The following is a 22,132-nucleotide window of genomic DNA, read 5'->3' as shown; positions in this document are numbered from 1 at the left end:
TCTATCGATAATGAGATTAGTGGTCATTGGGGTCAATCACAAAACTGCACCAGTCGCTCTGCGAGAGCGCTTGGCGCTTGTGGGTGACGATGTAAATGTCGCACTCAAACAAATAGAAGCTTTTACTGATGGTAGCGTGATCGTCTCTACTTGTAACCGCACCGAAATCTATGCGCTAGTGCCGCACACTTCAACGTCGCAGCCCGCTAATAGCCAATTATCTGACTCACAATTATCCGATATACAGGATGTCAAAGCTGCTGGCCATTCATCATCTAATAATGCTTTTAGTAGTAGCATGAATATCTCGTCTGCTGCGATTAGTGCGCATATTACCAAAATCAAAACGTGGTTGGCTGACTTCAAGCAACTATCACTCGTTGATATTGATCCTTATCTCTATGTACATCGTGATACTCATGCATTGACTCATTGGTTAAGAGTAGCGGCTGGTCTCGACTCTATGATACTGGGTGAGCCGCAGATTCTCGGTCAAATCAAAAACTCTGTGCATCTGGCTCAAGACCAAAAAGTACTCAGTAATCAGCTCGGTTGGATCATCGATCAAGTATTCGCTGCCGCCAAACGAGTGCGTAATGAGACGCAGGTTGGCGCGCAGGCCGTATCGCTTAGCTTTGCCGCCGCCAAATTGGTCACACAAATATTTGATGATTTACCCAGCCGTACGCTTTTGGTCGTTGCCGCAGGCGAGATGAATCGCTTAGTTGCGACCCATATCGCAGGGCTAGGGGTCGGACGAGTCATTATCTGTAACCGTAATCCCGCACGTGCCGAAGCGTTAGCGGCTGAGCTACGTGGCCCTAATCGCCGTGTAGACGTTAAACCTTTACAGGAACTACCGCAAGTATTGGCGGAAGCTGATATTGTCAGCAGTTGTAGTGGCAGTATGGATTTGTTGATTGATAAGACAATGACCATACAAGCGCTCAAGCGTCGCCGTTATCAGCCAATGCTTATGATAGATTTGGCCGTACCACGCGATATCGATTCGACCATTAGCCGTATCGATGATGTTTATCTGTACTCTGTCGATGATTTGCAGCATGTGATTGCAGGTAATATCGAACAGCGTCGCCAAGCCGCAGTGGATGCTGAACTGCTAGTGAGCCAATTGGTGGTTGAAATAGACCGTCGCTTTCAGGTTCGCCAAGTTGGCAAAGACATTCAGCAATACCGTGCGTGTACTCAAGGTCAGGTGGATAAGCTGCTGCATGAATCTATTGCTAAGCTGCAACAAGACGATGTCAGTCCAGAAGATATCATCACTGAGCTATCACGACGTTTGACTCAAACATTGACCCATGCGCCATCGAAACTTATGCGCAAAGCCGCACGCGAAGGCGATAGTGAACTGCTAGACTTCGTGGTGTCAGGACTACAAGATGCTCATCGAGGGCATTGATGTTTTCACCGTGGCTTTATAAATCAAAATTTATCAACCAATACCTACCAATAAATACTCGATAGCGCAAGTCATATCGTTGCCTGAGCGTATCGTTGTCAACCTTCAGTATCAGTGCTAATATCAAGCTCTCATGGATGGCTTAGGTCAAGATATGTGCTGGTGTTTGCTCGTAATATGACTATAAATATATTAACTTCACGTTAGTAGACCTCATCAGTGTTCGTTATTTTTTATTTGTTTAAAAATAATGCATCTCTAGACAGCGCAAGACCTCACCATCAAATAATAGCACTTGACTACAGTGCTATCTAATCCATGTCGCATATTATCTAACCATACACTAGGAGTGTTCAATGCCTGCATTACGTCAAGATATCGATCCAAACGGCTTATTAGAGTATTCAGTGGTTTATACCGATCGCGCGCTGAACCATATGTCAAAAGCTTTTCAGCAAGTGATGAATGACCTATCTAGTGACCTAAAATCTGTGTATAACGCGGACGCCGTGGTGATTGTTCCTGGTTCTGGTACTTATGGTATGGAAGCAGTCGCTCGCCAGTTGGCAAATGATGAAGACTGCCTAATCATTCGTAATGGCTGGTTCAGCTATCGTTGGACGCAAATCTTAGAAAAAGGCAAAATCGCCAAATCATCTACAGTCCTTACGGCCAATCGTGCCGATGATAGTGAGTCGCCAAAGCCGTTTGCTCCAGTCGATATCGACGTTGCAGTAGCCAAAATCAAAGAAGAAAAGCCAGCAGTGGTATTTGCGCCGCATGTCGAAACCTCATCGGGCATCATCTTATCAGATGACTATATCAAAGCGTTGAGCGAGGCTGTGCATAGCGTCGGCGGATTGTTAGTCATTGATTGCATCGCCTCAGGCTGTGTATGGCTAGATATGAAATCATTGGGCATCGATGTGCTGATTAGCGCCCCGCAAAAAGGCTGGAGCAGTACGCCGGGCGCTGGCTTGGTCATGCTAAGCGACGCTGCTGTCAAAAAAGTGGACAGTACTGAGTCTGATAGCTTTAGTATCGACCTAAAGCAATGGTTGAACATCATGCGTGCTTACGAAAATGGCGGTCATGCGTACCATGCGACTATGCCGACAGACAGCTTACGTCAGTTCCGTGATGCCGTGAATGAAGCCAAAGCAATCGGTTTTGATAAATTGTGTGACGCGCAGTGGGCACTTGGCAAACGTATCCGTGAAGTATTAGAAGCCAAGGGCGTTGAGAGCGTCGCTGCCGAAGGTTTTAAAGCACCTGGCGTTGTCGTCTCTTATACTGATCGTGATGACATGCATAAGGGTAGCGCGTTTGCTGAAATCGGAGTGCAAATCGCGGCTGGCGTACCATTGAAAGTGGGCGAGCCTGATAACTTCAAAACTTTCCGATTGGGCCTGTTTGGCTTGGATAAATTGACTGATATCGATGGCACAGTAGCGCGTTTTGAAACGGCACTTGATAAAGTGCTGGGTCAGTAAAAATACCAATTAAGAGGGCTGATAAAGACAGTAATATGATAGCTTATTAAGTTTTTTCACCGCCTTTTTTAAAGCCTTTACAGTAGAGTCTTTACAGTTATAAAAAATACTGAACCATTAGTGTCATGCTAGGTTCAGTATTTTTTTACCTTTTTATTATGTTTTATAATATAATGTATTTTTATAAATTAATATTCAAGCACGCATTTAATAAACTTAATTAGGTAGTCCGTTATGAGCATACAAATAGACTGGCAAGCATTTACGCCGATCTCCTTGGTAGGAGGTCTAATGCTAGGCATAGCGACGGTTATCTTACTGCTAGGTATTGGCCGTATAACAGGTATCAGTGGTATTTTTTCAAGCTTACTAAAACCCAAGCGTGTAGAGATGTGGCAGGTGCTATTTATACTGGGCTTAGTCATCTCACCACTACTATATCAGTTGGCAAGACCACTACCTGAGGTAGCTATCAGTAGCTCTTTGCCATCATTAATTGGTGCAGGGTTACTGGTCGGTTTTGGCACGCGTTTAGGTTCAGGATGCACGAGTGGGCATGGTATCTGCGGTAATGCGCGTCTGTCTCCACGGTCATTGGCAGCGACCGTCACCTTTATGCTGTTTGGAATTGTGACCGTTTATATAGGTCGTCATGTACTAGGCTTGCTATAGCGAACTCATGGCATATTGCCAGATGAAGGTTGATAGTTGGGCTCATACGCGAACGACATACGATGGTTAATAAAATATAATAATAGCGAGATACGACGATGCTAAAAAATATAATCGGATTGCTAGCAGGACTGCTGTTTGGACTCGGACTACTGGTGTCAGGTATGACCGATCCTGTAAAGGTACAAGGGTTTTTGGATGTATTTGGCGCATGGGATATCTCCCTTGCACTGGTGATGGGCGGTGGCCTAATCGTCGCGTTTTTCGGTGTGCGATTAGCAAAGCGTCAACAGAGCAGTTGGATTGGCACACCGATTGATATGCCGAGTAAAACTGTCATTAATAAAAAATTGCTTATCGGTGCGATGTTGTTCGGTATCGGCTGGGGGATGGTTGGTATTTGCCCAGGACCAGGAATTGTATTGCTCGGTACAGGACAATGGCAAGCGTATGTCTTTATTCCTGCCATGATTATAGGGATGCTGGCTTATCAATGGCTTGAGCCTAAGCTTGGCTGATATCGTTAGTTCTCTATAAATTGGATACGGTGTCAGCCTCGCTTAGTCTACTATTTGTAGTACTTTCACTTGGCTTCCTTGTCTCCAAATTATATTGAACCAACTATAGTATAAATAGGCTAGCACTCGAAAAAAGGTCAGCTATATATAGCTGACCTTTCTGATGAATGTTAATTGATGATAAGACTTAATAGATTGCCGTTTTATTTCGCACTGGCGGTTACTTTTGGCGTTTCGTGTGCCAAAGACTTAGCCGCTTGGCGTAGCTCAAACTTTTGAACTTTACCTGTACTGGTCTTTGGTATTTCTGCAAAGACAATATGTTTCGGCACTTTAAAACCTGCTAGATGCTGACTACAATGCTCCATCACCGTATCACGTTGCAGCGTGCTACCAGCGTGAATCTCGATAAAGGCAACGGGCACTTCGCCCCATTTATCATGTGGCGCCGCGACGACAGCACAGCTTTCAATCGCAGGTAGTTTATACAAGACGTTTTCCACCTCAATACTAGAGATATTCTCACCGCCTGAGATGATGATATCTTTGAGTCGATCCATAATTTTGATATAGCCATCAGGGTATTTAACCCCCAAATCGCCTGTGCGGAACCAGCCATCAGCGAAAGCCTCTTCGGTAGCCTTGCGGCTTTTTAGATAGCCTTTCATCACCATATTGCCACGCAGTGCCAGCTCGCCCATCTCTTCTCCGTCAGCGGCGACTGGCTCGGTAGTACCTTGCTTAAATACTTCAAACCCTGCCATCAAGTGAGAAGTCATGCCTTGACGTGATTTCTTTTGGGCGCGTGTGGCCACATCAAGCTCATCCCATTCTTCCTGCTCAGCGCAGACCGTCACTGGTCCATATACTTCAGTAAGGCCGTAGACATGAGAGATATGAAAACCCATTGCTTCCATTGCTGCTAGCATGGTTTCAGACGGCGGTGCACCAGCGACCCAGCCTTTGACGGTATGGCTGATAGCGTCTTTATACTCTGGTTTGCCGCCAGCAATCATATTGTGCACGACTGGCGCAGAGCAGTAGTGACTAACTTGATGCTTGGCAATCAGCTGCAATATCAAATCAGCATCAATTTTTCGCAAGCATACATTGACCCCAGCACGTTCAGCGATGGTCCACGGAAAACACCAACCGTTGCAGTGAAACAGTGGTAGCGTCCATAGGTACATCGGGTGTTTAGGCATATCCCAATCTAAAATATTAGAGATAGCATTGAGAGTTGCACCGCGATGGTGATAGACCACACCTTTGGGCTTGCCTGTCGTCCCAGAGGTATAGTTCAGCGCAATAGCATCCCACTCATCTGTCGGCATTTCCCAGTTATTCAGGCTGTCTGAACTAGTAATCAATGCTTCATAACTCATATGCCCAAAGCGCTCAACATCGACAGCTTTGTCCGTTGAATGAATGACGATTAAGTCTGGAAAAGTCTCATCAATAATCTCAGCATGCTCAGCAAACTCGCTGTCTAAAATTAAAACTTTTGCTTCGGAATGCTGCAAACAAAAGGTAAGTGCATTAATATCAAGGCGGGTGTTTAAGGTGCAGAGTACGCCACCTGACATAGGTACACCAAAGGCGCATTCGACCATGGCTGGCGTGTTCGGCAGCATCACGGCTACGGTGTCGTTTTTGTCAATACCCAGTTTGCGCAGGCCATCAGCCAGTTGGCGACAGCGAGTATAAGTCTGTTGCCACGTCTGAGTCAGGTTGTTGTGTTCTAGGTCGTCATAAATGATGGCAGTCTTATTAGGATAAACTTGCGCGCTGCGAATGATGAAATCAATAGGGGTAAGTGGTTGATGGTTGGCGGCATTTTTGCCGAGACCTGTATGGAAATCTGTCATGATGATAGTCCTTTATCGTATTTCTATAATGCGTCATTACGTTAACGTCAGTATATTATTTAGTACAGTAATCTAGCATAGAAATTATAGGTATAAGTCGATATTTATCGATTTATATCTTAGTCTAATCTCTCAATGATATTAAGCTAACGGTATATAATCTACCTCAAAAGTTGGCTGGGTTTTGTGGTGTTTGCTTAACCATATGCCACAGTACCGCCTGATACACCGTCCCGCTCATTATAGCAATTAATATAGTGCTCACTCATCAGTCGCTTGTCTGCATAGCTGACAATAATCGCGGTGTGTTACGATATCGATGATGCTAAACCCCTTAGGCCCACTAATTCTAAAAAGCCGTTTTTAAGAAGTAGCCTCATAAACTATTCATAAGGAAAATGATATGTCTGCCAGCCATAGTGCCAATACGATCCAAACCGCTAGCACCAATGAACACTATCCGCATTTATTTGAGCCGCTAGATTTGGGCTTTACTACGCTAAAAAACCGTATGGTTATGGGCTCAATGCATACTGGGCTTGAAGACCGTTTTTATAATTATGGCAAGTTGGCGGCGTATTTTGCAGAACGTGCCAAGGGCGGCGTGGCAATGATGATTACTGGCGGCATCTCGCCCAATCGCGAAGGTTGGTTGTTGCCTGCTGGCGGAACGATGAATACTAAAGCTGACGTTATCAATCACCAGCGCGTCACCCGTGCTGTGCACAAGCACGACAGCAAAATCATCATGCAGATATTGCACAGTGGTCGCTATGGCTATCATCCATTTGCCGTATCCTCTAGCCCGATTAAGTCACCAATCTCACCGTTTAAACCACGCAAGATGAGCATCAAAAACATCGAGCAAACGGTAAAAGACTATGCTCGCTCAGCCAAACTTGCCAAGCAAGCAGGCTATGATGGTGTCGAAATCATGGGTTCTGAGGGTTATCTGCTCAACCAGTTTTTATCAAGCCATGTGAATAAGCGTAAAGACATCTATGGTGGTGATATTCATGGTCGTATGAAGTTCGCTGTCGACGTGGTCAAAGCGGTACGCGCTGCGACTGGCGAAGACTTTATTATTCTATTCCGTTTATCAGTGATTGATTTGGTCAAAGACGGTAACGTCATGGATGAAGTTATCACCGTGGCCAAAGCGCTAGAAGAAGCGGGCGTGACCATCATGAATACGGGCATTGGCTGGCATGAAGCGCGTGTGCCGACGATCGTGACCAGTGTGCCACGTGCTGCGTTTGTGGATTTCACCGCTGAAATTAAAAAGCACATTAGTATCCCAATGATGGCGGCCAACCGTATCAACATGCCAGAAACAGCAGAAGAAATCGTTGCGACTGGTCAAGCAGATATGATTCAGATGGCACGTCCATTCTTGGCTGATGCGCACTGGGTTAATAAAGCCAAAAATGGCCAGACAGACCGCATTAACACCTGTATTGCTTGTAACCAAGCCTGCCTCGACCATACGTTCGAAAACAAACGTTCGACTTGCTTAGTCAATCCACAAGCTTGTTATGAGACTGAATTGGTCTATAAGAAAACCAAAAAACCGAAAAAAGTCGCCGTCATTGGCGGCGGTGTCGCTGGTATGTCAGCGGCTCATGTGGCGGCCTTACGTGGTCATGATGTGACTCTGTTTGAAGCTAAAGACGTGCTTGGCGGGCAGTTTAACTACGCTAAAGTTATCCCTGGTAAAGAAGAGTTCTTTGAGACTATTCGCTACTATATCAATGAGCTTGAGCACTTGGGTGTTGAGATTAAACTGAATACCAAAGTCGATAAAGACATGCTCGAAAAAGCTAAGTTCCATCATGTCATCGTAGCAACGGGTGTCGTACCGAGAAGTCTAGAAGGTAAGCTCGAAGGGGCAGAGCTGCCACAAGTCATGAGCTATGCTGAGCTGCTATCTGGCGAAAAAGCAGTGGGCAATACCGTAGCGGTCATCGGTGCTGGTGGTATCGGCTTTGATGTCAGTGAATATCTGACGGCTAATCATGGTAAGTCACTGGATGAGATCGGCCCTGAGGGACTAAAAGATCCAAGCTATCGTCCTGAGCCACAATCAATCAGCAAGTGGCGTGAAGAGTGGGGCGTGACCAATGATACCGACTATCAAAGTGATGGTGGTCTGGTCAGACCAGCAGCGATCAAGCCGATTCGCCAAGTTTATCTCATGCAGCGTAGCAAAGGCCGTCTGGGCAGTGGTCTGAACAAAACCTCAGGCTGGGTACATCGTGCGCATATCAAATCTCACGGCGTGATCCAAGTCGCAGGCGTGCAATATGACAAAATCACCAACGAAGGTATCTGGGTAACTAACCCACAAGGTCAAAGCCAGTTATTACGTGTCGATAGCGTCGTTGTCTGTGCTGGTCAAGAGTCAGTCGTTCAGCTGATGCCAAATGTTGGCGATGCGCCAGACGCGCAATACCATCTAATCGGCGGTGCTAAACTAGCAGCTGAACTAGATGCCAAACGTGCGATTCGTGATGGTGCTGAAGTCGCTGCTCAGATCTAAACTCTTTAGCATGAATGTTAAATAATGGACGGCGAGGGATATCTCTTGCCGTTTTTTTTTATTTAGAATGAAAGTTTGACTTATTAAATTGAATATTCAGTTCAGCTTATGTTTATTTTGAGAGAATAGAGTGATTTTGTTCACTTACTCATGCTCTAATACAATACCGTCAAAATACCCTCGCATACCACAATGCAGTCTTCTATATTGATCATCCATATCTCTTAATAATAATTGAGTTTGGCCTTTATAAGTTGCTGGATATAAACGCAGCTCAACAGTTTTATTTGGCTGATCATCGTTGATGACCCAATGATTCTGTGACCATACGGCCTTACTCTCTCCTAAATCACAAGTATGAGCATTGGTAAAAATCAAAACGCCCTCGATAATAGAAAGGTAAGGTTTATTAGCGACACTATGAATCGATACCGTGTTTTTCGCCTCTTCTGTATCCTCCCAGCGTTGAGTACCTGAATTATATATTGAGATTTGAGAGGTTTGAGAAAACTTACCAAAGGCACTTTTTCTCGGTAAATCAGAAGGACTTAACTCATCTGAAAAATTCCAAGCCACACCGTAATTGGTTTGCTCTTCGATATATTCTTTATATTCACGTATCAGACATTCTTCACTTTTACAGGTATTACGCTGAAACGTAAGCCATGTGCGTTGATTAGCAATGAACCTATCTTTAAAAGCTTTGCTGTCTTCATAGTCAGGAGCAGCGCCAAGATTGATTTTATATTTCTTCGCCATTGCGTCATCAAGCCTAGAAAGCTCAGGACTGTCACAGACGGTTTTTTCTACCCAGCTAGCAGCTTTGTTGCAGTCAAAACTTGCTGAATTGGCATAAGTGGAGAGTAGGCAAGTGCCTAAAATACCGATTGTGGTGATGCATAACTTTTTCATATTACCCTCATTTTTTAGAGCTTGATTGTATTTTAAGAAAGCTAAATTGTGATATACGTGTCATCATCACTTTCCGCAAAAAACGAATCAGTCCACCCATCCTAGCCCAACTAACCAGCCTCACTCACCTACCAACTGCCAATATTTTCCATCGAAATCCAAGGCTCAATAGGCTCTAAGTCTTCGCCATTTTGTAGCAGCTCAATTGAGATATTATTAGGGTCTTTAACAAAAGCCATATGGCCATCTCTAGGCGGTCTTAATATCTCGATCCCTGCCTGTATAAAGGTGTCGCACTGTGCGTATATGTTGTCGACTCTAAAGGCAAAGTGCCCAAAATTATCGCCAGTGGTATACTCTTTTTCATCCCAGTTGTGTGTCACCTCAATTTCAGGTGCACCCTCATGCGTTGCTAAAAAATATAAGCTGAATCTGCCTGATTCAGAATCTCTCTTTCTTAGCAGTTGTAAGCCCATAAGGTCACAATAGAAAAATAACGTTTCTTCTAGTTTGTTGGTTCTAATCATTGCATGTAAGTACTTCATGAAAATACCTTAATATTGATTATTCATAAAAAATGGAGTAATGGCAGGGTGCTTTTTATGCATCATTAATATACAAAATCTAAAATGGCGTATGTACGATGTCAATACCGTTAACTATATACAGCGCATTTGTGTCAGTAACTTTTTATCAAGCAGTGCAAGCGGCACACTCTGGGATACTTACTAGATTAAATCTGACGTCGCAAAATCTAACCTTCCATCTCACCAACCAACCATTTTTCAAAATCGCTCACTTGCGTTGCCAATTCAGGTTGCGCTATTGCTAGGTCATCGAGCTTGTTTTTAATCTCAGGCTTATTATATTTAACGCCAGTCAATGTCTTTTTAAGCAGATCAATAAGTTCAACATTTAGCGCGTCAGAGAAAATGACAACCTCTGTAATCATTGCCTGCTTCACATCCATATGCACATCCATCATGCCCCAATCAAAGCGTGTCTCGATATGATGGGTGAACTCAGGCGTTTTACCAAAGCGCCAATCCCAGTCTGCCATCTGCTGATAGTAAGCGTTTAGCGTCGGTTGCTTAGCAAGGCTAGCTTCATCTAATTGCTCGACCTGTGCAGTCTCTCCATGATATTCACAGAACGCTTCGATAATCGCATCAGACAAGGTCTCGTGATTGATAGCCTCATTAAAATCTACCAAGTTTGCCACGCGAGCGCGCACAGACTTGATGCCTTTTGCTTTCAGCTTTAGCGGATGCGGGTTCAGATAGTCGCCAAGCTTTTGCATATTGGCATTGACCAGCAATGTGCCATGATGAAAGCTGCGATCGGCTGAATGTCTAAATGCGCTGCCCGATATTTTGCGGTCGCCGACCTGCATATCGTTACGACCAGACAGCGTGGCATCTATGCCGAGTTTCTTAAGCGCATTGATGATGATTGTGAAGTTTGCTTCTTGGTCGTAAGCATCACTGGGCGATAAAAAGGTAAAGTTGGTGTTACCCAAATCATGAAATACCGCGCCGCCACCACTCTGACGCCGCGCTAAAAACACATCGTCTGCTTCCATCTTATCGGTTTTGCATTCTACCCATGGATTTTGTGAGCGTCCAATAACCACGGTCTCAGAGTTACGCCATAAAAATAGGGTATGAGAGTCGGGATTGAGCGTATTAAATATCCAATCCTCGGTGGCAAGGTTGAACCAAGGATTGGTCACAGCAGATTTTAGGATGCGCAGTTTCATGTATTTGACTCGTTAATAAACTGGGTTGGTGAGCAGATTTTATAAATAGGTAGCCCCATTCTTACCGATGTAGGTTTGTAATTCAATGGCTGTCGAATAGAGGGAGCGATCTTATCAGTGGCTTTGACAGTGGTGAAGACGTTGAGCATATAGAGAAAACGGTGAAAAAATTTTATAGAGGATGGTGCTAAGGGTGATGCTTCAGTTTTTAGCGGGCGGACATAAAAGCCAATCAAAACGCTCAGCTTTATTGCACTATAAATTGCCAGAGTACTTTGTTCTATTTAGCACAAATCTCCCACTGCGATTTTGTACTAAGATAACATTGCATAACTGCTTTACCAGACTGCGCATAGGCATCACTGACGATACGCTGATTGGTTGGCAGACGATATCTGATGATCGCTGGCTCGTCATTGACAGTGGTCGTCCATCCAGTCACTTCATTACGGTCATTATAATTTGCACTGGTAGAGGTTGCCATTTTGCCAAATCCTGGCAGGTTATAGGAGACCTGTCTAAAACTGTAACTCATCGCTGCACCCTCAGCACCCTCATACTGACAGTTTAGCTTTTTTTGCAGTTTATCTTGTTTATAAACATAGCAAGTAGTCTCATCTGAGAACTGACCAACCCCGCAAAAACCTGCCGTTGCAACTGACATCATACCGATAAATAACGCTATCCTTTTCATAATTATTCCTCAATAATTTATAAATCCTACTAATGATGTTTGCCATCTATTTTTTGTATTGCCAAATACTAACCAATACCTTTTAGATAGTAGAAAATTAGTGAACAAATATCAACTAATATATTTTAAGAAAATCTTGAACTGATGTATTAAAGCTACTTTTAACATCAGTATTATTAAGAGTAGCTGTTATAGGACAGGGTTATAAGAAGGGTTTACTATGACCGTGAATCTGTTTTTATAGGTATTGAACGGATGACTTACTTAAGGATGACTTTGGAGTTCTTTAGTATGTGAATAGAAAGGCGTTGGAATAGGCTAAAGTATAGGAGCTATAGGATAAGCGCTGCTTATTATATAGTACTTACTAAAAGGGATTTGTCCAGATTTACAGATTATAGAAGAGATAGAAATGTTCATATTATTCCGAAAAAACTCAACGGATGAGTAAAATTCCACTATAAATTTTATAAAAAATTACCCATCAAACAATTAAAAAGTTATCATCATGAGTTTTTAATCGCTTGATAATTTTTACAACGCATCAGACGCTTATGACCGACACGAGTTGGCAAACGCAGTCTAGGCGCTTAATAGGATTACCCAATGACCAACCGTGACCTCATCATCTTTGTGACGCTCTCTTTTATGTGGTCACTCTCTTTCGTCTTTTATCGTATCGGCGTACCTGAGTTTGGCTCATTGGCATTCGCCAGTTTGCGTGTGATATTCGCCGGATTGGTCATGTTGGTCTTTGTATTACTCAATAAGAAAAACAGAGTCGGCATCAAGGAGCATTGGAAAATGTTAGCGCTCGTTGGCTTGTTTTCGGCAGCGCTACCTTTTGTGTTGTTCTCGTTTTCCGCGCAGTCAGTGAACGCAGGCGTGCTAGCCGTACTAAATGCTTCTGTGCCGATGATGAGTGGTTTTATCGCTAGAGTCTTCTTTAAAGATAGGTTATCAAAAAAACAAGCACTCGGTTTGGTCATCGGAGTGATTGGGGTAATCATACTGATGAGCGAAAGCTTATTTAGTGGCGGTGAGCCAGGCAAAGGGTTGGTCGAGGGATTATTACCGATGGGTTACGCGCTACTAGCCTGTGTAGGTTATGCGCTTGGGGCCAACATCACTAAAAACTATCTGTATGAGATATCGCCAGTCGCTATCACCGCAGGCTCGCTCATTATCGGTAGTATCATTATGCTGCCTGTGGCTTTTAATGAGTTCCCTTATGGTAAAGATATTAGCATAAAGGCGTGGGTATCCGTAATCTGTATCGGTGTATTTTCGACTGCTATTGCCCTTATTTTTATGAATCAGCTGATTAAAAATATTGGCCCGACGCGCGCCACTAGTATCACGCTAGTTATTCCGATTTTTGCCATTATTTTAGGGTATCTACTGCTTGGTGAAGCCCTAAATATTCAAGCCATCATCGGTTCAGTGGTGATATTGTTTGGTACGTATCTGTCACTAGAGCTGTCTGTCAAAAAGATGCTACAACCAAAGAATTCCACGCGGGCGACGTGAGTTTAAGCTACAGTAAACTGTCTTCGTAGCCTTTAATTATAAAGATTCGAATATCTAAATATTGGTGTTTCTGTTTGTAAATATTGCTTGGAATAATCGCTTTCGCCCCCTATAAAGAACTCGGCTTATGAGTAGCGTACTTTGCAAATTATAGAACGACAGCTAAGTGCTACCTACTAATATAAGTGCTATTTATTACCAATAATAGTAAACCTGATACTAAGGTTTAAAACAATAAACAGGGCTTTTTATGGCACACGATAATTTATTTGAAACCGTCGAGATGGGTACCCAAACCCTAAAAAACCGTATTATTATGGCACCGTTGACGCGTCTGCGTTCGGTTGAGCCAAGCGATGTACCAACAGCACTGGCAAGCGAATATTATTCACAGCGCGCAGGTTCTGGCCTGGTAATCACTGAGGCGACGCAAGTGTCCTTCCAAGCGAAAGGCTATGCTGGCGCGCCAGGCGTTCATACCAAAGACCAAATCACTGCGTGGAAAACCATCGTAGATAATGTCCATGCTAAAGGTGGCAAAATCGTCGTACAGCTATGGCACACGGGCTTAGTCTCTCATGAGAGTGTACAGCCAGACGGCAAAGCGCCGATTTCTGCTTCTAACGTTGATGTTGGTGTACGTACCTCGCTACGTGACAGCGACAACCAAGCCATTCGTGTAGATGCAACGCCGCCACGTCCAGCCACGCTTGAAGAAATCAAACAAGTTATTGCTGACTTTGGTCAAGCAACTAAGAACGCTAAAGAAGCGGGTTTTGATGGGGTAGAGATTCATGGTGCCCATGGTTACCTATTGCATCAGTTTTGGGTTGAGCAAACCAACCAGCGTGATGACGAATACGGCGGTAGCCGCGAAAACCGTGCGCGCTTGACGCTTGATGTTATCGATGCGTGTGTAGACGCTTGGGATGCAGATCATGTTGGTATTCGTATTTCACCACTTGGTACGTTCAACAACGTAGAAGCTGGATATAACGAAGACGAAAATATCTGGATGATTGAGCAGATTAACAAACGCGGTATCATGTATCTGCATCTGTCAGAGCCAGATTGGGCAGGTGGCACGCCGTATAGCGAAGACTTCCGTAAGCGTGTGCGTGCTGCTTTTGATCAAATGATTATCGCAGCTGGTGGCTATACTGCCGAAAAAGCAGAGCAAAATGTAAAAGCAGGTTATATCGATGCAGTCGCCTTTGGTCGTGACTATATCGCCAACCCTGATTTGGCTGAGCGCATTCAAAAAGGCGCCCCGCTTAATGAGCAGCATCCAGAGTCTTTCTATGGTGGCGGTGCTGAAGGTTATACCGACTATCCATTTTTAGACCAAGCGTAATAGTTAGATTTTTAGCTAAATAACGCAAGATAAAAAAGCCGCTTAACTAGCAATAGTTGAGCGGCTTTTTTTATGCATAAATTTTTATTATTTGCCGAAAATGCCTATTTGATAATCACGGAAAGTTTGTCTTAGTTCTTCTTGAGTATTCATGACAAAGGGACCGTGACCTGCGACCGGTTCACCGATTGGCTCGCCGCTTAGCAGTAGCAATTTGATGGGTATGCCTTCATCGGTAGTTGCAGGGTAGGTCAATTCAACAGTATCGGTAGCAGATAATGGTGGATGTTTAACCTGAGTGTCTACATGAGCTCGGATAGGCGCTGAAAATTCTATCAAACTACCTGCGCTGACAGCTGTATCGTTGACCAATACTTGACCTTCTTGTACCAGCAGTAGGGTGTTATGTGTTTTCGGTACTTGTAGCGTGGTTGTACCTGCTTTATGTAGCTCGATATCCCACATATTGACTGGCGTAAAGGTCGTTGCTGCTCCCGTTATTCCATGCCAGTCACCGGCAATAATGGCAGCTTGACCGATGACAGTTTGCTCATCGCTGTTGTCTATCAGATCGACGATAGGCATATCAGCACGTTTGATAGACTGATATTTGGGGTCGGTTAGTTTGTGGGCGCTTGGCAAGTTGACCCATAACTGCACCATACTAAAGACGCCGCCACGTTGCCCAAAGGCTTCAGAGTGGAACTCTTCGTGCAGAATGCCGCGACCAGCAGTCATCCACTGTACATCGCCTTCTAAAATATCGCCGCGCCCACCGGTCGAGTCTGCATGGCTAATCTCACCTGAATAAGCGATGGTTACAGTTTCAAAACCTTTGTGCGGATGCAGTCCAACACCGTGCGGTTGCAGTTTATAATCAGGATTGGGTAAAAAGGTCGTAGGCTTACCGTAGTCAAATAATAAAAAGGGATCGGTATGGCTGTAGTTAAAATCAGGATTATTATCGAGATGGTTGATTAGGGTTTTTACGAAAAACCCATCACCTACCCAATGCGGCTTTTTATCACCATGAATATGCTTGATTGGACGCATGGATTACCTCATAAGTCTAAGTGGCATTGCTATCAATAGGATGAATGCCTTACGTTAATTCTACTATAAAAATAGACTTATGTTGTGTTTATTCTCATCGTTCTCTAAGATTACTGTCTAAAACCATTCAACTATCATCAAACATACTGTCAGCCATTATCTGAACATTGATCAATTATTCAAATCCTAACAGACACTAAAGCCACTATTATCGCTATAAATAGGGAAGCCATTGAAGTGATTAAACGACTTCACCACTGACAAAACCACTTGCCCAAGCCCATTGGAAGTTATAGCCGCCAAGCCAGCCAGTCACATCGAGCACCTCGCCGATAAAGTACAAGCCATCTTGCAAGTTGCTTTGCATCGTTTTGGAAGATACCTCGTCTGTTGTGACGCCGCCGCGTGTGACCTCAGCAGTGCGGTAACCTTCTGTGCCAGAGGGCTTGAGTTGCCAGCCATTGAGCGTAGCACCAAGTTCTGTAAGGCGCTCGTCTTTGATATTGGCAAGTTCTGTATCTTTGATGTCTTCCCACAGGTGCGTCTGTAACGCTGCCAATAGCTTCTTAGGTAGCGCATTGTCTGTGTTTTCTGCCAATACGGTACGAATCAGTTGGCGTGGATGTGATTTTTTGCGAGTCAGTAAAAGCTCAGTGACGTCTATCTCAGGCAACAGATTGATACTGATGGTTTCGCCAGTCTGCCAATAGTTGGAGAGCTGTAGCATGGCAGGGCCAGAGAGACCGCGATGGGTAAATAGAACGGGTAATTTAAAAGAGATACGCTCGTTACTGGCAATAACTGGCAGACTGATACCAGCCAAGGCACGGATAAGCTCGCCTGTTTTATCAGTGAAGGTAAACGGTACGAGACTGGCATCAGTAGGCACAAGCGTATGCCCGAACTGCTGTGCCAACTCATAGCCGATACCACTTGCTCCCATGGTCGGGATAGATAGACCACCAGTAGCGACCACCAAAGACTCACAGCTATAGCGTGTTTGCGCGGACTGAGTGCCGCTCGCGATGTCTTTTTTACCAAGCTTTTTGCTCGTCGTTAGATAAAAGCGTTCGCCTTTATCATGAGCAGCAGTTTTAACATGATCAATTTGAGCATTAAGCTTTACTTGTACGCCTACAGCCGCGCATTCATCTAGCAGCATAGATAAGATGTCTTGTGCTGAGTCGTCACAGAACAGCTGACCATGTTCGCGCTCATGGTAGGCAATTTTATGCGACTCTACCATGCCGATAAACTCCCAACTCGGGTAGCGACTTAGCGCTGATTTGCAGAAGTGGGGATTGGCACCGATAAAATGCTCAGGCTCTACAAAGTAATTGGTGAAATTACAGCGACCACCACCCGACATCAAAATCTTTTTGCCAGCTTTATTGGCATGATCTAATACCAATACGCGGCGACCACGGCGACCAGCAGTCAGTGCGCAATACAATCCTGAAGCACCAGCACCGATGATAATGACGTCATAGTGATTATCAGTAGATTTCTTAACTGACGATGGATTACCCGCTGATGAATTGCTTGGCTTAACTGGCTTTGCTTGTTTTGGCATTTGACTCATGATGATGACTTATAGAATAGGTTTGGATAGACGATATAAAGTAGCTAATTATACCATGGCAACAATGGCGGTGTTTTTAGGTGAGTAATATAAATAGCTTTTGTCGCTTGCTATAAATCATTGAATAACTTTGATTTTTCTATAGACAATAATTCGTAGTTGGTATAATGTGAATACATGAATATTATTCGCTACTACTGCTGCCATTTTGATTACTTACTAAAACGCTAGTCGTTTTGATATGAAGAAAATGAATTTCTTTACAAGTAGTTGATAATACATGAATATGATTCGCTACTACTGCTGCCATGTTGATTACTTACTAAAACGCTAGTCGTCTTTATATGAAGGAAATGAATTTCTTTACAAGTAGTTGATGAAAAAGTCAGTCGATTGAACCGCTTATTCAAACATTGTCACGGATGATAATGTTAAGACAAAAGGGACTTTATGGATATCCTACAACTGCTCATTAGCGGGATTGCTAATGGTTGTATATATGGGCTGTTAGCGCTGGGTTTTGTACTCATTTACAAAGCCTCAGAAGCGGTCAATTTCGCCCAAGGCGACATGCTTATGCTCGGTGCCTTTTTAGGCATATCTTTCATCAATGCCGATCAGGCAAACCTTCCCTTCTTATTAGGCATCACCTTTGCTGCTGTCATCATGGGTGCATTTGGCTACTTACTTGATCGCTTTATCCTACGTGGTATTTTTGGTCAACCGCAATTTGCGATGGTCATCCTTACCATCTCGCTTGGTTTCTTGATGCGTTTTGTCGCTGGTGTCATCTGGGGACATAGCCCCGTCTCACTACAGACACCATTTTCAGGCAAGATGTTGGCATTAGGCTCACTGAGTATCGCTTATGTCGACATTATTATCATCATATCTACTATCGCATTAACCTCCATTTTGTACTTCTTTTTTGCCCACACGCGGCTTGGTATTGCGATGCAAGCCAGTAGTCAAAACCAAATGGCAGCCTACTATATGGGTATTCCTGTCAAGCGGGTCAACGGTATCGTTTGGGCATTGTCAGGGGTGGTTGCCGCACTTGCTGGAATACTATTTGCGGCCAAAGGTGCCATTGAACCTTCTGTCGGATTACTGTTCGGTATCAAGGCCTTCGCCGCTGCGGTAATCGGTGGCTTAGGCTCCTTGCCTGGTGCACTGGCAGGCGGATTGCTAGTAGGGGTGATAGAGCCCTTTGCTGGTCGTTATCTACCGCTAGGTCTTAGTCAAATTGCGCCTTATGTGGTTATGCTAATCGTACTAATCGTACGTCCGGGCGGTATTTTTTCTCAGGTCAAACAGAAAAAAGTATAGAAGCTTTGATCCAAGGCAGCTTTGATTCAAGGATGACAAAGCGGCCTCCAAATCTTTTCAAGGATGAGTACTGCCCATGAAAGCTCAGTTTAAACACAGCTATGATCAAGATATCAATATCTTTGATGACAAAAGCCAACTTATAAAGTATGGCGTGCTTCTTTTGCTACTACTGATGGCGCCTTGGTTATTGAGCAACTATTATATCAGTGAGCTAAGCGCCATATTGATTTGGTCAATCTCTGGACTCGGTCTGATGCTCTTGACCGGGCACACCGGACAGGTCAGCTTAGGTCATGCCGCCTTTATGGCGATAGGGGCATTTAGCCATATGGCACTGATGGCTCGAGGGTGGAATTTTTTCCCTGCTTTGATTGCCTGCGCACTCATCACTGGGGTTATCGGTGCGATCATCGCCAGACCTATCCTACGAACCAGCGGTATCTATTTAGCCATCGCAACCTTAGCGCTTAGTATTATCGTTGAGGACATCGCTATCGTAGCTGAGCCTATTACGGGTGGAATCTCTGGCACCTTTGCCTCTCCTATCAATCTGTTTGGCTACACCATCGATCGCTACATCACGCCCAAAGCCTTTTATTACTTATGCCTCGCACTCGTGGTGTTGGTTACCTTAGGGTATATCAACTTACTCAGAAGCGGCACTGGACGATCGTTCTTAGCCATCAGAGACAGTGAAGTATCCGCCCGCGCGCTTGGCGTCAATGTACCGCAAGCCAAAACGCTAGCTTTTAGCATATCTTGCGCGATTACCGCTGTTGGCGGCGCTATGTATGGGCATTTTGTACAAGCAGTCAATTATGAGAGCTTCACCGTTATCATCTCTATCACCATCTTACTGCAGATTGTCATTGGTGGTTTGGGCTCCATACATGGTGCGTTTTTTGGTGCTGTTGTCGTTGTCTTATTACCACAAGTGATTGCTATCTTAGGCGATATGGTTGGTCAAGGTGCGGGCTCTAGTATCACCAGTATTCCTGGTATTGATACGGCGCTGTTTGCCTTAGTCATTGTCATCATGATCATCTATGAGCCACGCGGTATATACGGCATTTGGATAAAGATACGGACTTGGTTTCAGATGTTTCCATTGTATCGAAAAGGACTGTTTCGCCGTTCTAAAACTTATCTTAAAACGGAGCGTATGCGATGAGCTTATTAAAAGTTGACTCCTTATCTATCGCGTTCGGTGGTGTAAAAGCCGTTGATAATATTAGTTTTGAGGTAAACGAGGGCGAGGTATTTACTATCGTAGGGCCTAATGGTGCTGGTAAATCAACGATTTTTAATTTAATCAGTCGCTTATACGAGCCGCTTAGTGGTCGTATTACTTTTGATGACACTGATATTACTAAGCTCCCAGCTCACGATATCGCAAAATTGGGTATTGCCCGTACTTTTCAAAACATTGAGTTGTTTGATCACTCAAGCGTGCTTCAAAACCTGCTTATCGGTCGCCATTCGCAGCGCAATACGTCATGGATACAGGACTTGTTGTTTCTGCCAAAGGTACGCCGTAGCGAGCGCGAGCATCGTTTGCAAGTTGAAAAAATTATCGATTTTTTAGAGTTAGCGCCGTATCGAGATAAGCTGATTGCAGGTTTGCCTTACGGTATTAGAAAAGTGGTCGAGATTGCGCGCGCATTAGCTGCTAACCCAAAGCTTATTTTGCTCGATGAGCCGGCCTCTGGTCTTAGCGTAGAGGAGACATCCGAGATGGCATGGTGGATTGAGGATATGCAAAAGGATCTTGGCTTGACTATCTTGATGGTAGAGCATGACATGAGTCTTGTGAATCGCGTATCAGATCGCGTATTGGCCGTCGCTGAAGGTAAGTTTTTGGCTCAGGGCACGGCAGCTGAGGTGCAAGCCAATCCACAGGTTATTGAAGCCTATCTTGGACAGGAGAGTGTGTAATGTCAGCTATTAAAAAATCACTATCCTCTGCCGCGCCGGCTACCGAAATGAATTTGGTCGACTCCGAAGTAAAAAACAACGTGCTTGAGGTGCGAAACCTAGAATCCGCTTATGGCCCAGTGATGGCATTGAGAGGCGTGAGTCTAGAGGTGCCCGAAGGCAAAGTGGTCACTATTTTGGGTGCGAATGGGGCGGGCAAGACGACGCTAATGAAAACCATCTCGGGGGTTATCAATCCTCGCAAGGGCGCAGTATGGTTCCACGGAGAGCGTATCGATGGTACTGAGCCTGATCGCTTGGTCAAAAAAGGACTGTCGCACGTACCCGAAGGACGCGAGGTATTTCCCTTTTTGAATGTCGCCGAAAACTTGGCAATGGGTGCTTATACTCGGCGTGATAAGTCTGAGATACAGCGCGATGTAGAGATGATATATGAGTATTTTCCTATTCTAAAAGATCGCCGTACACAAGCAGCTGGCACGATGTCTGGAGGTCAGCAGCAAATGCTCGCTATCGGTCGCGGGCTAATGTCACGACCCTCTCTTATGCTACTCGATGAGCCGTCTCTTGGACTTTCTCCATTATTGGTACAAGAGATATTTGCCATTATTCGACGATTAAATAAAGAGCAAGGTGTGACGATTCTACTGGTTGAACAAAATGCTAGAGTTGCCTTGGCAGCAGCGGATTACGGTTACGTGTTAGAAACAGGGCGTATTGTCATGGCAGGCTCAGCGGACAAACTCATGCACTCTGATGATATTAAAGAGTTCTATTTGGGACAAACCAAAGATAACACTGCGGAAGCCACTCGGTGGAAACGCAAAAAGACTTGGCGATAATAATCATGACGACCTCCATTGATATTGATGTTAATACTAAAAACAATACTTCACTTTCTCCCGCGGATGCTACGGTCACGAAAGTAACATCTGCCGCACCAGTATCGTCTCAAGACCATTCTGAAAACCATGCTAAAAGTCATGCTGACAATACTGGTCAACAGATACATAATGCGCCTTTCGATCATGCACCTCAAATCCTAGAAGGGTGCGATACGTTGAGCAAACTTTGGCGACAGGTTTGCTTGAGCCGAGGCGACAGGATTGCTCATCGCGAAAAGAGCTTTGGTATTTGGCAGAGTTATAGTTGGCTAGACTATTATCATCATAGCTGCGATATCGGTATGGCACTCGTCGAGCTTGGCCTGAGTAAAGGCGATACCGTTTCTATCTTAAGTGAAGACAATAAAGAATGGCTTTATTTTGATATGGGTGTCTGCGGCGTAGGCGGGATACCCAATGGTGTCTATACGACAGACAGTCCCGAGCAGCTTGCTTATATAGTCAGTTCAAAATAAAATTGTTATGGTTAGGACAAATATCATAAAACAATTTGGATAAGTCGTTTTCCATCCAGCCTTGGCGTAGAAACTTAGCCTGTGCCCATTTCTTTTCGATGGGGTTCA

At 44.4% G+C, this 22,132-nt stretch carries 19 protein-coding genes; 12 read left to right on the top strand and 7 right to left on the bottom strand.

The features are described 5' to 3' along the window. Positions 1 to 10: 10 nt before the first annotated feature. From hemA to JMX91_RS10290, 4 genes are all read left to right on the top strand, one after another. Positions 11 to 1,423 (top strand): glutamyl-tRNA reductase, encoded by a 1,413-nt coding sequence (gene hemA / locus JMX91_RS10305; RefSeq protein ID WP_201548983.1) that lies wholly within the window; start codon positions 11 to 13, stop codon positions 1,421 to 1,423. Between the two features lie 356 nt (positions 1,424 to 1,779). Continuing rightward, positions 1,780 to 2,916: an aminotransferase class V-fold PLP-dependent enzyme gene (locus JMX91_RS10300; protein ID WP_201548981.1), complete on the top strand. Its 1,137-nt coding sequence runs from the start codon at positions 1,780 to 1,782 to the stop codon at positions 2,914 to 2,916. 234 nt (positions 2,917 to 3,150) lie between these two features. Further along, the gene (locus JMX91_RS10295) at positions 3,151 to 3,588 is read left to right on the top strand and encodes a YeeE/YedE family protein (protein ID WP_201548980.1); all 438 of its coding nucleotides are present in this window, start codon (positions 3,151 to 3,153) and stop codon (positions 3,586 to 3,588) included. 98 nt (positions 3,589 to 3,686) lie between these two features. After that, positions 3,687 to 4,106 (top strand): DUF6691 family protein, encoded by a 420-nt coding sequence (locus JMX91_RS10290; RefSeq protein ID WP_201548978.1) that lies wholly within the window; start codon positions 3,687 to 3,689, stop codon positions 4,104 to 4,106. Positions 4,107 to 4,309: 203 nt separating this feature from the next. Here the strand turns inward: JMX91_RS10290 and JMX91_RS10285 are convergent, their stop codons facing one another. Continuing rightward, the gene (locus tag JMX91_RS10285; RefSeq protein ID WP_201548977.1) at positions 4,310 to 5,974 is read right to left on the bottom strand and encodes an AMP-binding protein; all 1,665 of its coding nucleotides are present in this window, start codon (positions 5,972 to 5,974) and stop codon (positions 4,310 to 4,312) included. 403 nt (positions 5,975 to 6,377) lie between these two features. On the opposite strand from JMX91_RS10285, the gene JMX91_RS10280 reads away from it, so the two are divergent. After that, positions 6,378 to 8,513 (top strand): NADPH-dependent 2,4-dienoyl-CoA reductase, encoded by a 2,136-nt coding sequence (locus tag JMX91_RS10280; RefSeq protein WP_201548976.1) that lies wholly within the window; start codon positions 6,378 to 6,380, stop codon positions 8,511 to 8,513. Positions 8,514 to 8,657: 144 nt separating this feature from the next. Here the strand turns inward: JMX91_RS10280 and JMX91_RS10275 are convergent, their stop codons facing one another. From JMX91_RS10275 to JMX91_RS10260, 4 genes are all read right to left on the bottom strand, one after another. After that, a complete protein-coding gene (locus JMX91_RS10275) occupies positions 8,658 to 9,425 on the bottom strand; it encodes a lysozyme inhibitor LprI family protein (protein WP_201548975.1) in 768 nt (255 codons plus the stop codon). Between the two features lie 128 nt (positions 9,426 to 9,553). Then, a complete protein-coding gene (locus tag JMX91_RS10270) occupies positions 9,554 to 9,970 on the bottom strand; it encodes a VOC family protein (RefSeq protein WP_201548974.1) in 417 nt (138 codons plus the stop codon). A 209-nt stretch (positions 9,971 to 10,179) separates the two neighbouring features. Next, the gene (locus tag JMX91_RS10265) at positions 10,180 to 11,184 is read right to left on the bottom strand and encodes a lipoate--protein ligase (protein WP_201548973.1); all 1,005 of its coding nucleotides are present in this window, start codon (positions 11,182 to 11,184) and stop codon (positions 10,180 to 10,182) included. Positions 11,185 to 11,464: 280 nt separating this feature from the next. Then, positions 11,465 to 11,878, bottom strand: coding sequence for a hypothetical protein (locus JMX91_RS10260; RefSeq protein ID WP_101205128.1), 414 nt, complete (start codon positions 11,876 to 11,878; stop codon positions 11,465 to 11,467). Between the two features lie 606 nt (positions 11,879 to 12,484). Between JMX91_RS10260 and JMX91_RS10255 the strand changes: the two genes are divergently transcribed. Beyond that, positions 12,485 to 13,408 (top strand): DMT family transporter, encoded by a 924-nt coding sequence (locus tag JMX91_RS10255; protein ID WP_201548972.1) that lies wholly within the window; start codon positions 12,485 to 12,487, stop codon positions 13,406 to 13,408. 250 nt (positions 13,409 to 13,658) lie between these two features. After that, positions 13,659 to 14,762 (top strand): alkene reductase, encoded by a 1,104-nt coding sequence (locus tag JMX91_RS10250; RefSeq protein ID WP_057758073.1) that lies wholly within the window; start codon positions 13,659 to 13,661, stop codon positions 14,760 to 14,762. A gap of 87 nt (positions 14,763 to 14,849) precedes the next feature. On the opposite strand, the gene JMX91_RS10245 is transcribed toward JMX91_RS10250, so the two are convergent. Both JMX91_RS10245 and JMX91_RS10240 read right to left on the bottom strand, forming a co-directional pair. Further along, a complete protein-coding gene (locus JMX91_RS10245) occupies positions 14,850 to 15,815 on the bottom strand; it encodes a pirin family protein (RefSeq protein ID WP_201548970.1) in 966 nt (321 codons plus the stop codon). A gap of 241 nt (positions 15,816 to 16,056) precedes the next feature. Continuing rightward, positions 16,057 to 17,397 (bottom strand): NAD(P)/FAD-dependent oxidoreductase, encoded by a 1,341-nt coding sequence (locus tag JMX91_RS10240; protein WP_201548968.1) that lies wholly within the window; start codon positions 17,395 to 17,397, stop codon positions 16,057 to 16,059. 450 nt (positions 17,398 to 17,847) lie between these two features. On the opposite strand from JMX91_RS10240, the gene JMX91_RS10235 reads away from it, so the two are divergent. The 5 genes from JMX91_RS10235 (at position 17,848) to JMX91_RS10215 (ending at position 22,024) form a co-directional block, all read left to right on the top strand. Next, on the top strand, positions 17,848 to 18,726 hold the full coding sequence (locus JMX91_RS10235) for a branched-chain amino acid ABC transporter permease (protein ID WP_057758078.1): 879 nt from the start codon (positions 17,848 to 17,850) through the stop codon (positions 18,724 to 18,726). 76 nt (positions 18,727 to 18,802) lie between these two features. Beyond that, a complete protein-coding gene (locus JMX91_RS10230; RefSeq protein WP_201548966.1) occupies positions 18,803 to 19,900 on the top strand; it encodes a branched-chain amino acid ABC transporter permease in 1,098 nt (365 codons plus the stop codon). After that, positions 19,897 to 20,664, top strand: coding sequence for an ABC transporter ATP-binding protein (locus JMX91_RS10225; protein WP_201548964.1), 768 nt, complete (start codon positions 19,897 to 19,899; stop codon positions 20,662 to 20,664). Before JMX91_RS10230 ends, JMX91_RS10225 begins: the two co-directional genes overlap by 4 nt. Positions 20,665 to 20,711: 47 nt before the next feature. Further along, positions 20,712 to 21,506 carry an ABC transporter ATP-binding protein gene (locus tag JMX91_RS10220; RefSeq protein ID WP_037032897.1) on the top strand — a complete coding sequence of 265 codons (795 nt, stop codon included), beginning with the start codon at positions 20,712 to 20,714 and terminating at the stop codon, positions 21,504 to 21,506. Positions 21,507 to 21,511: 5 nt separating this feature from the next. Next, positions 21,512 to 22,024 carry an AMP-binding protein gene (locus JMX91_RS10215; RefSeq protein ID WP_227679380.1) on the top strand — a complete coding sequence of 171 codons (513 nt, stop codon included), beginning with the start codon at positions 21,512 to 21,514 and terminating at the stop codon, positions 22,022 to 22,024. Positions 22,025 to 22,132 lie beyond the last annotated feature (108 nt).

It is taken from the genome of Psychrobacter sp. Pi2-1, assembly GCF_904846645.1.
In the GTDB taxonomy this organism is placed as follows: domain Bacteria; phylum Pseudomonadota; class Gammaproteobacteria; order Pseudomonadales; family Moraxellaceae; genus Psychrobacter.
Note: the sequence above shows the minus strand (reverse complement) of the source record. Positions and strands in the feature narration are given on the sequence as shown.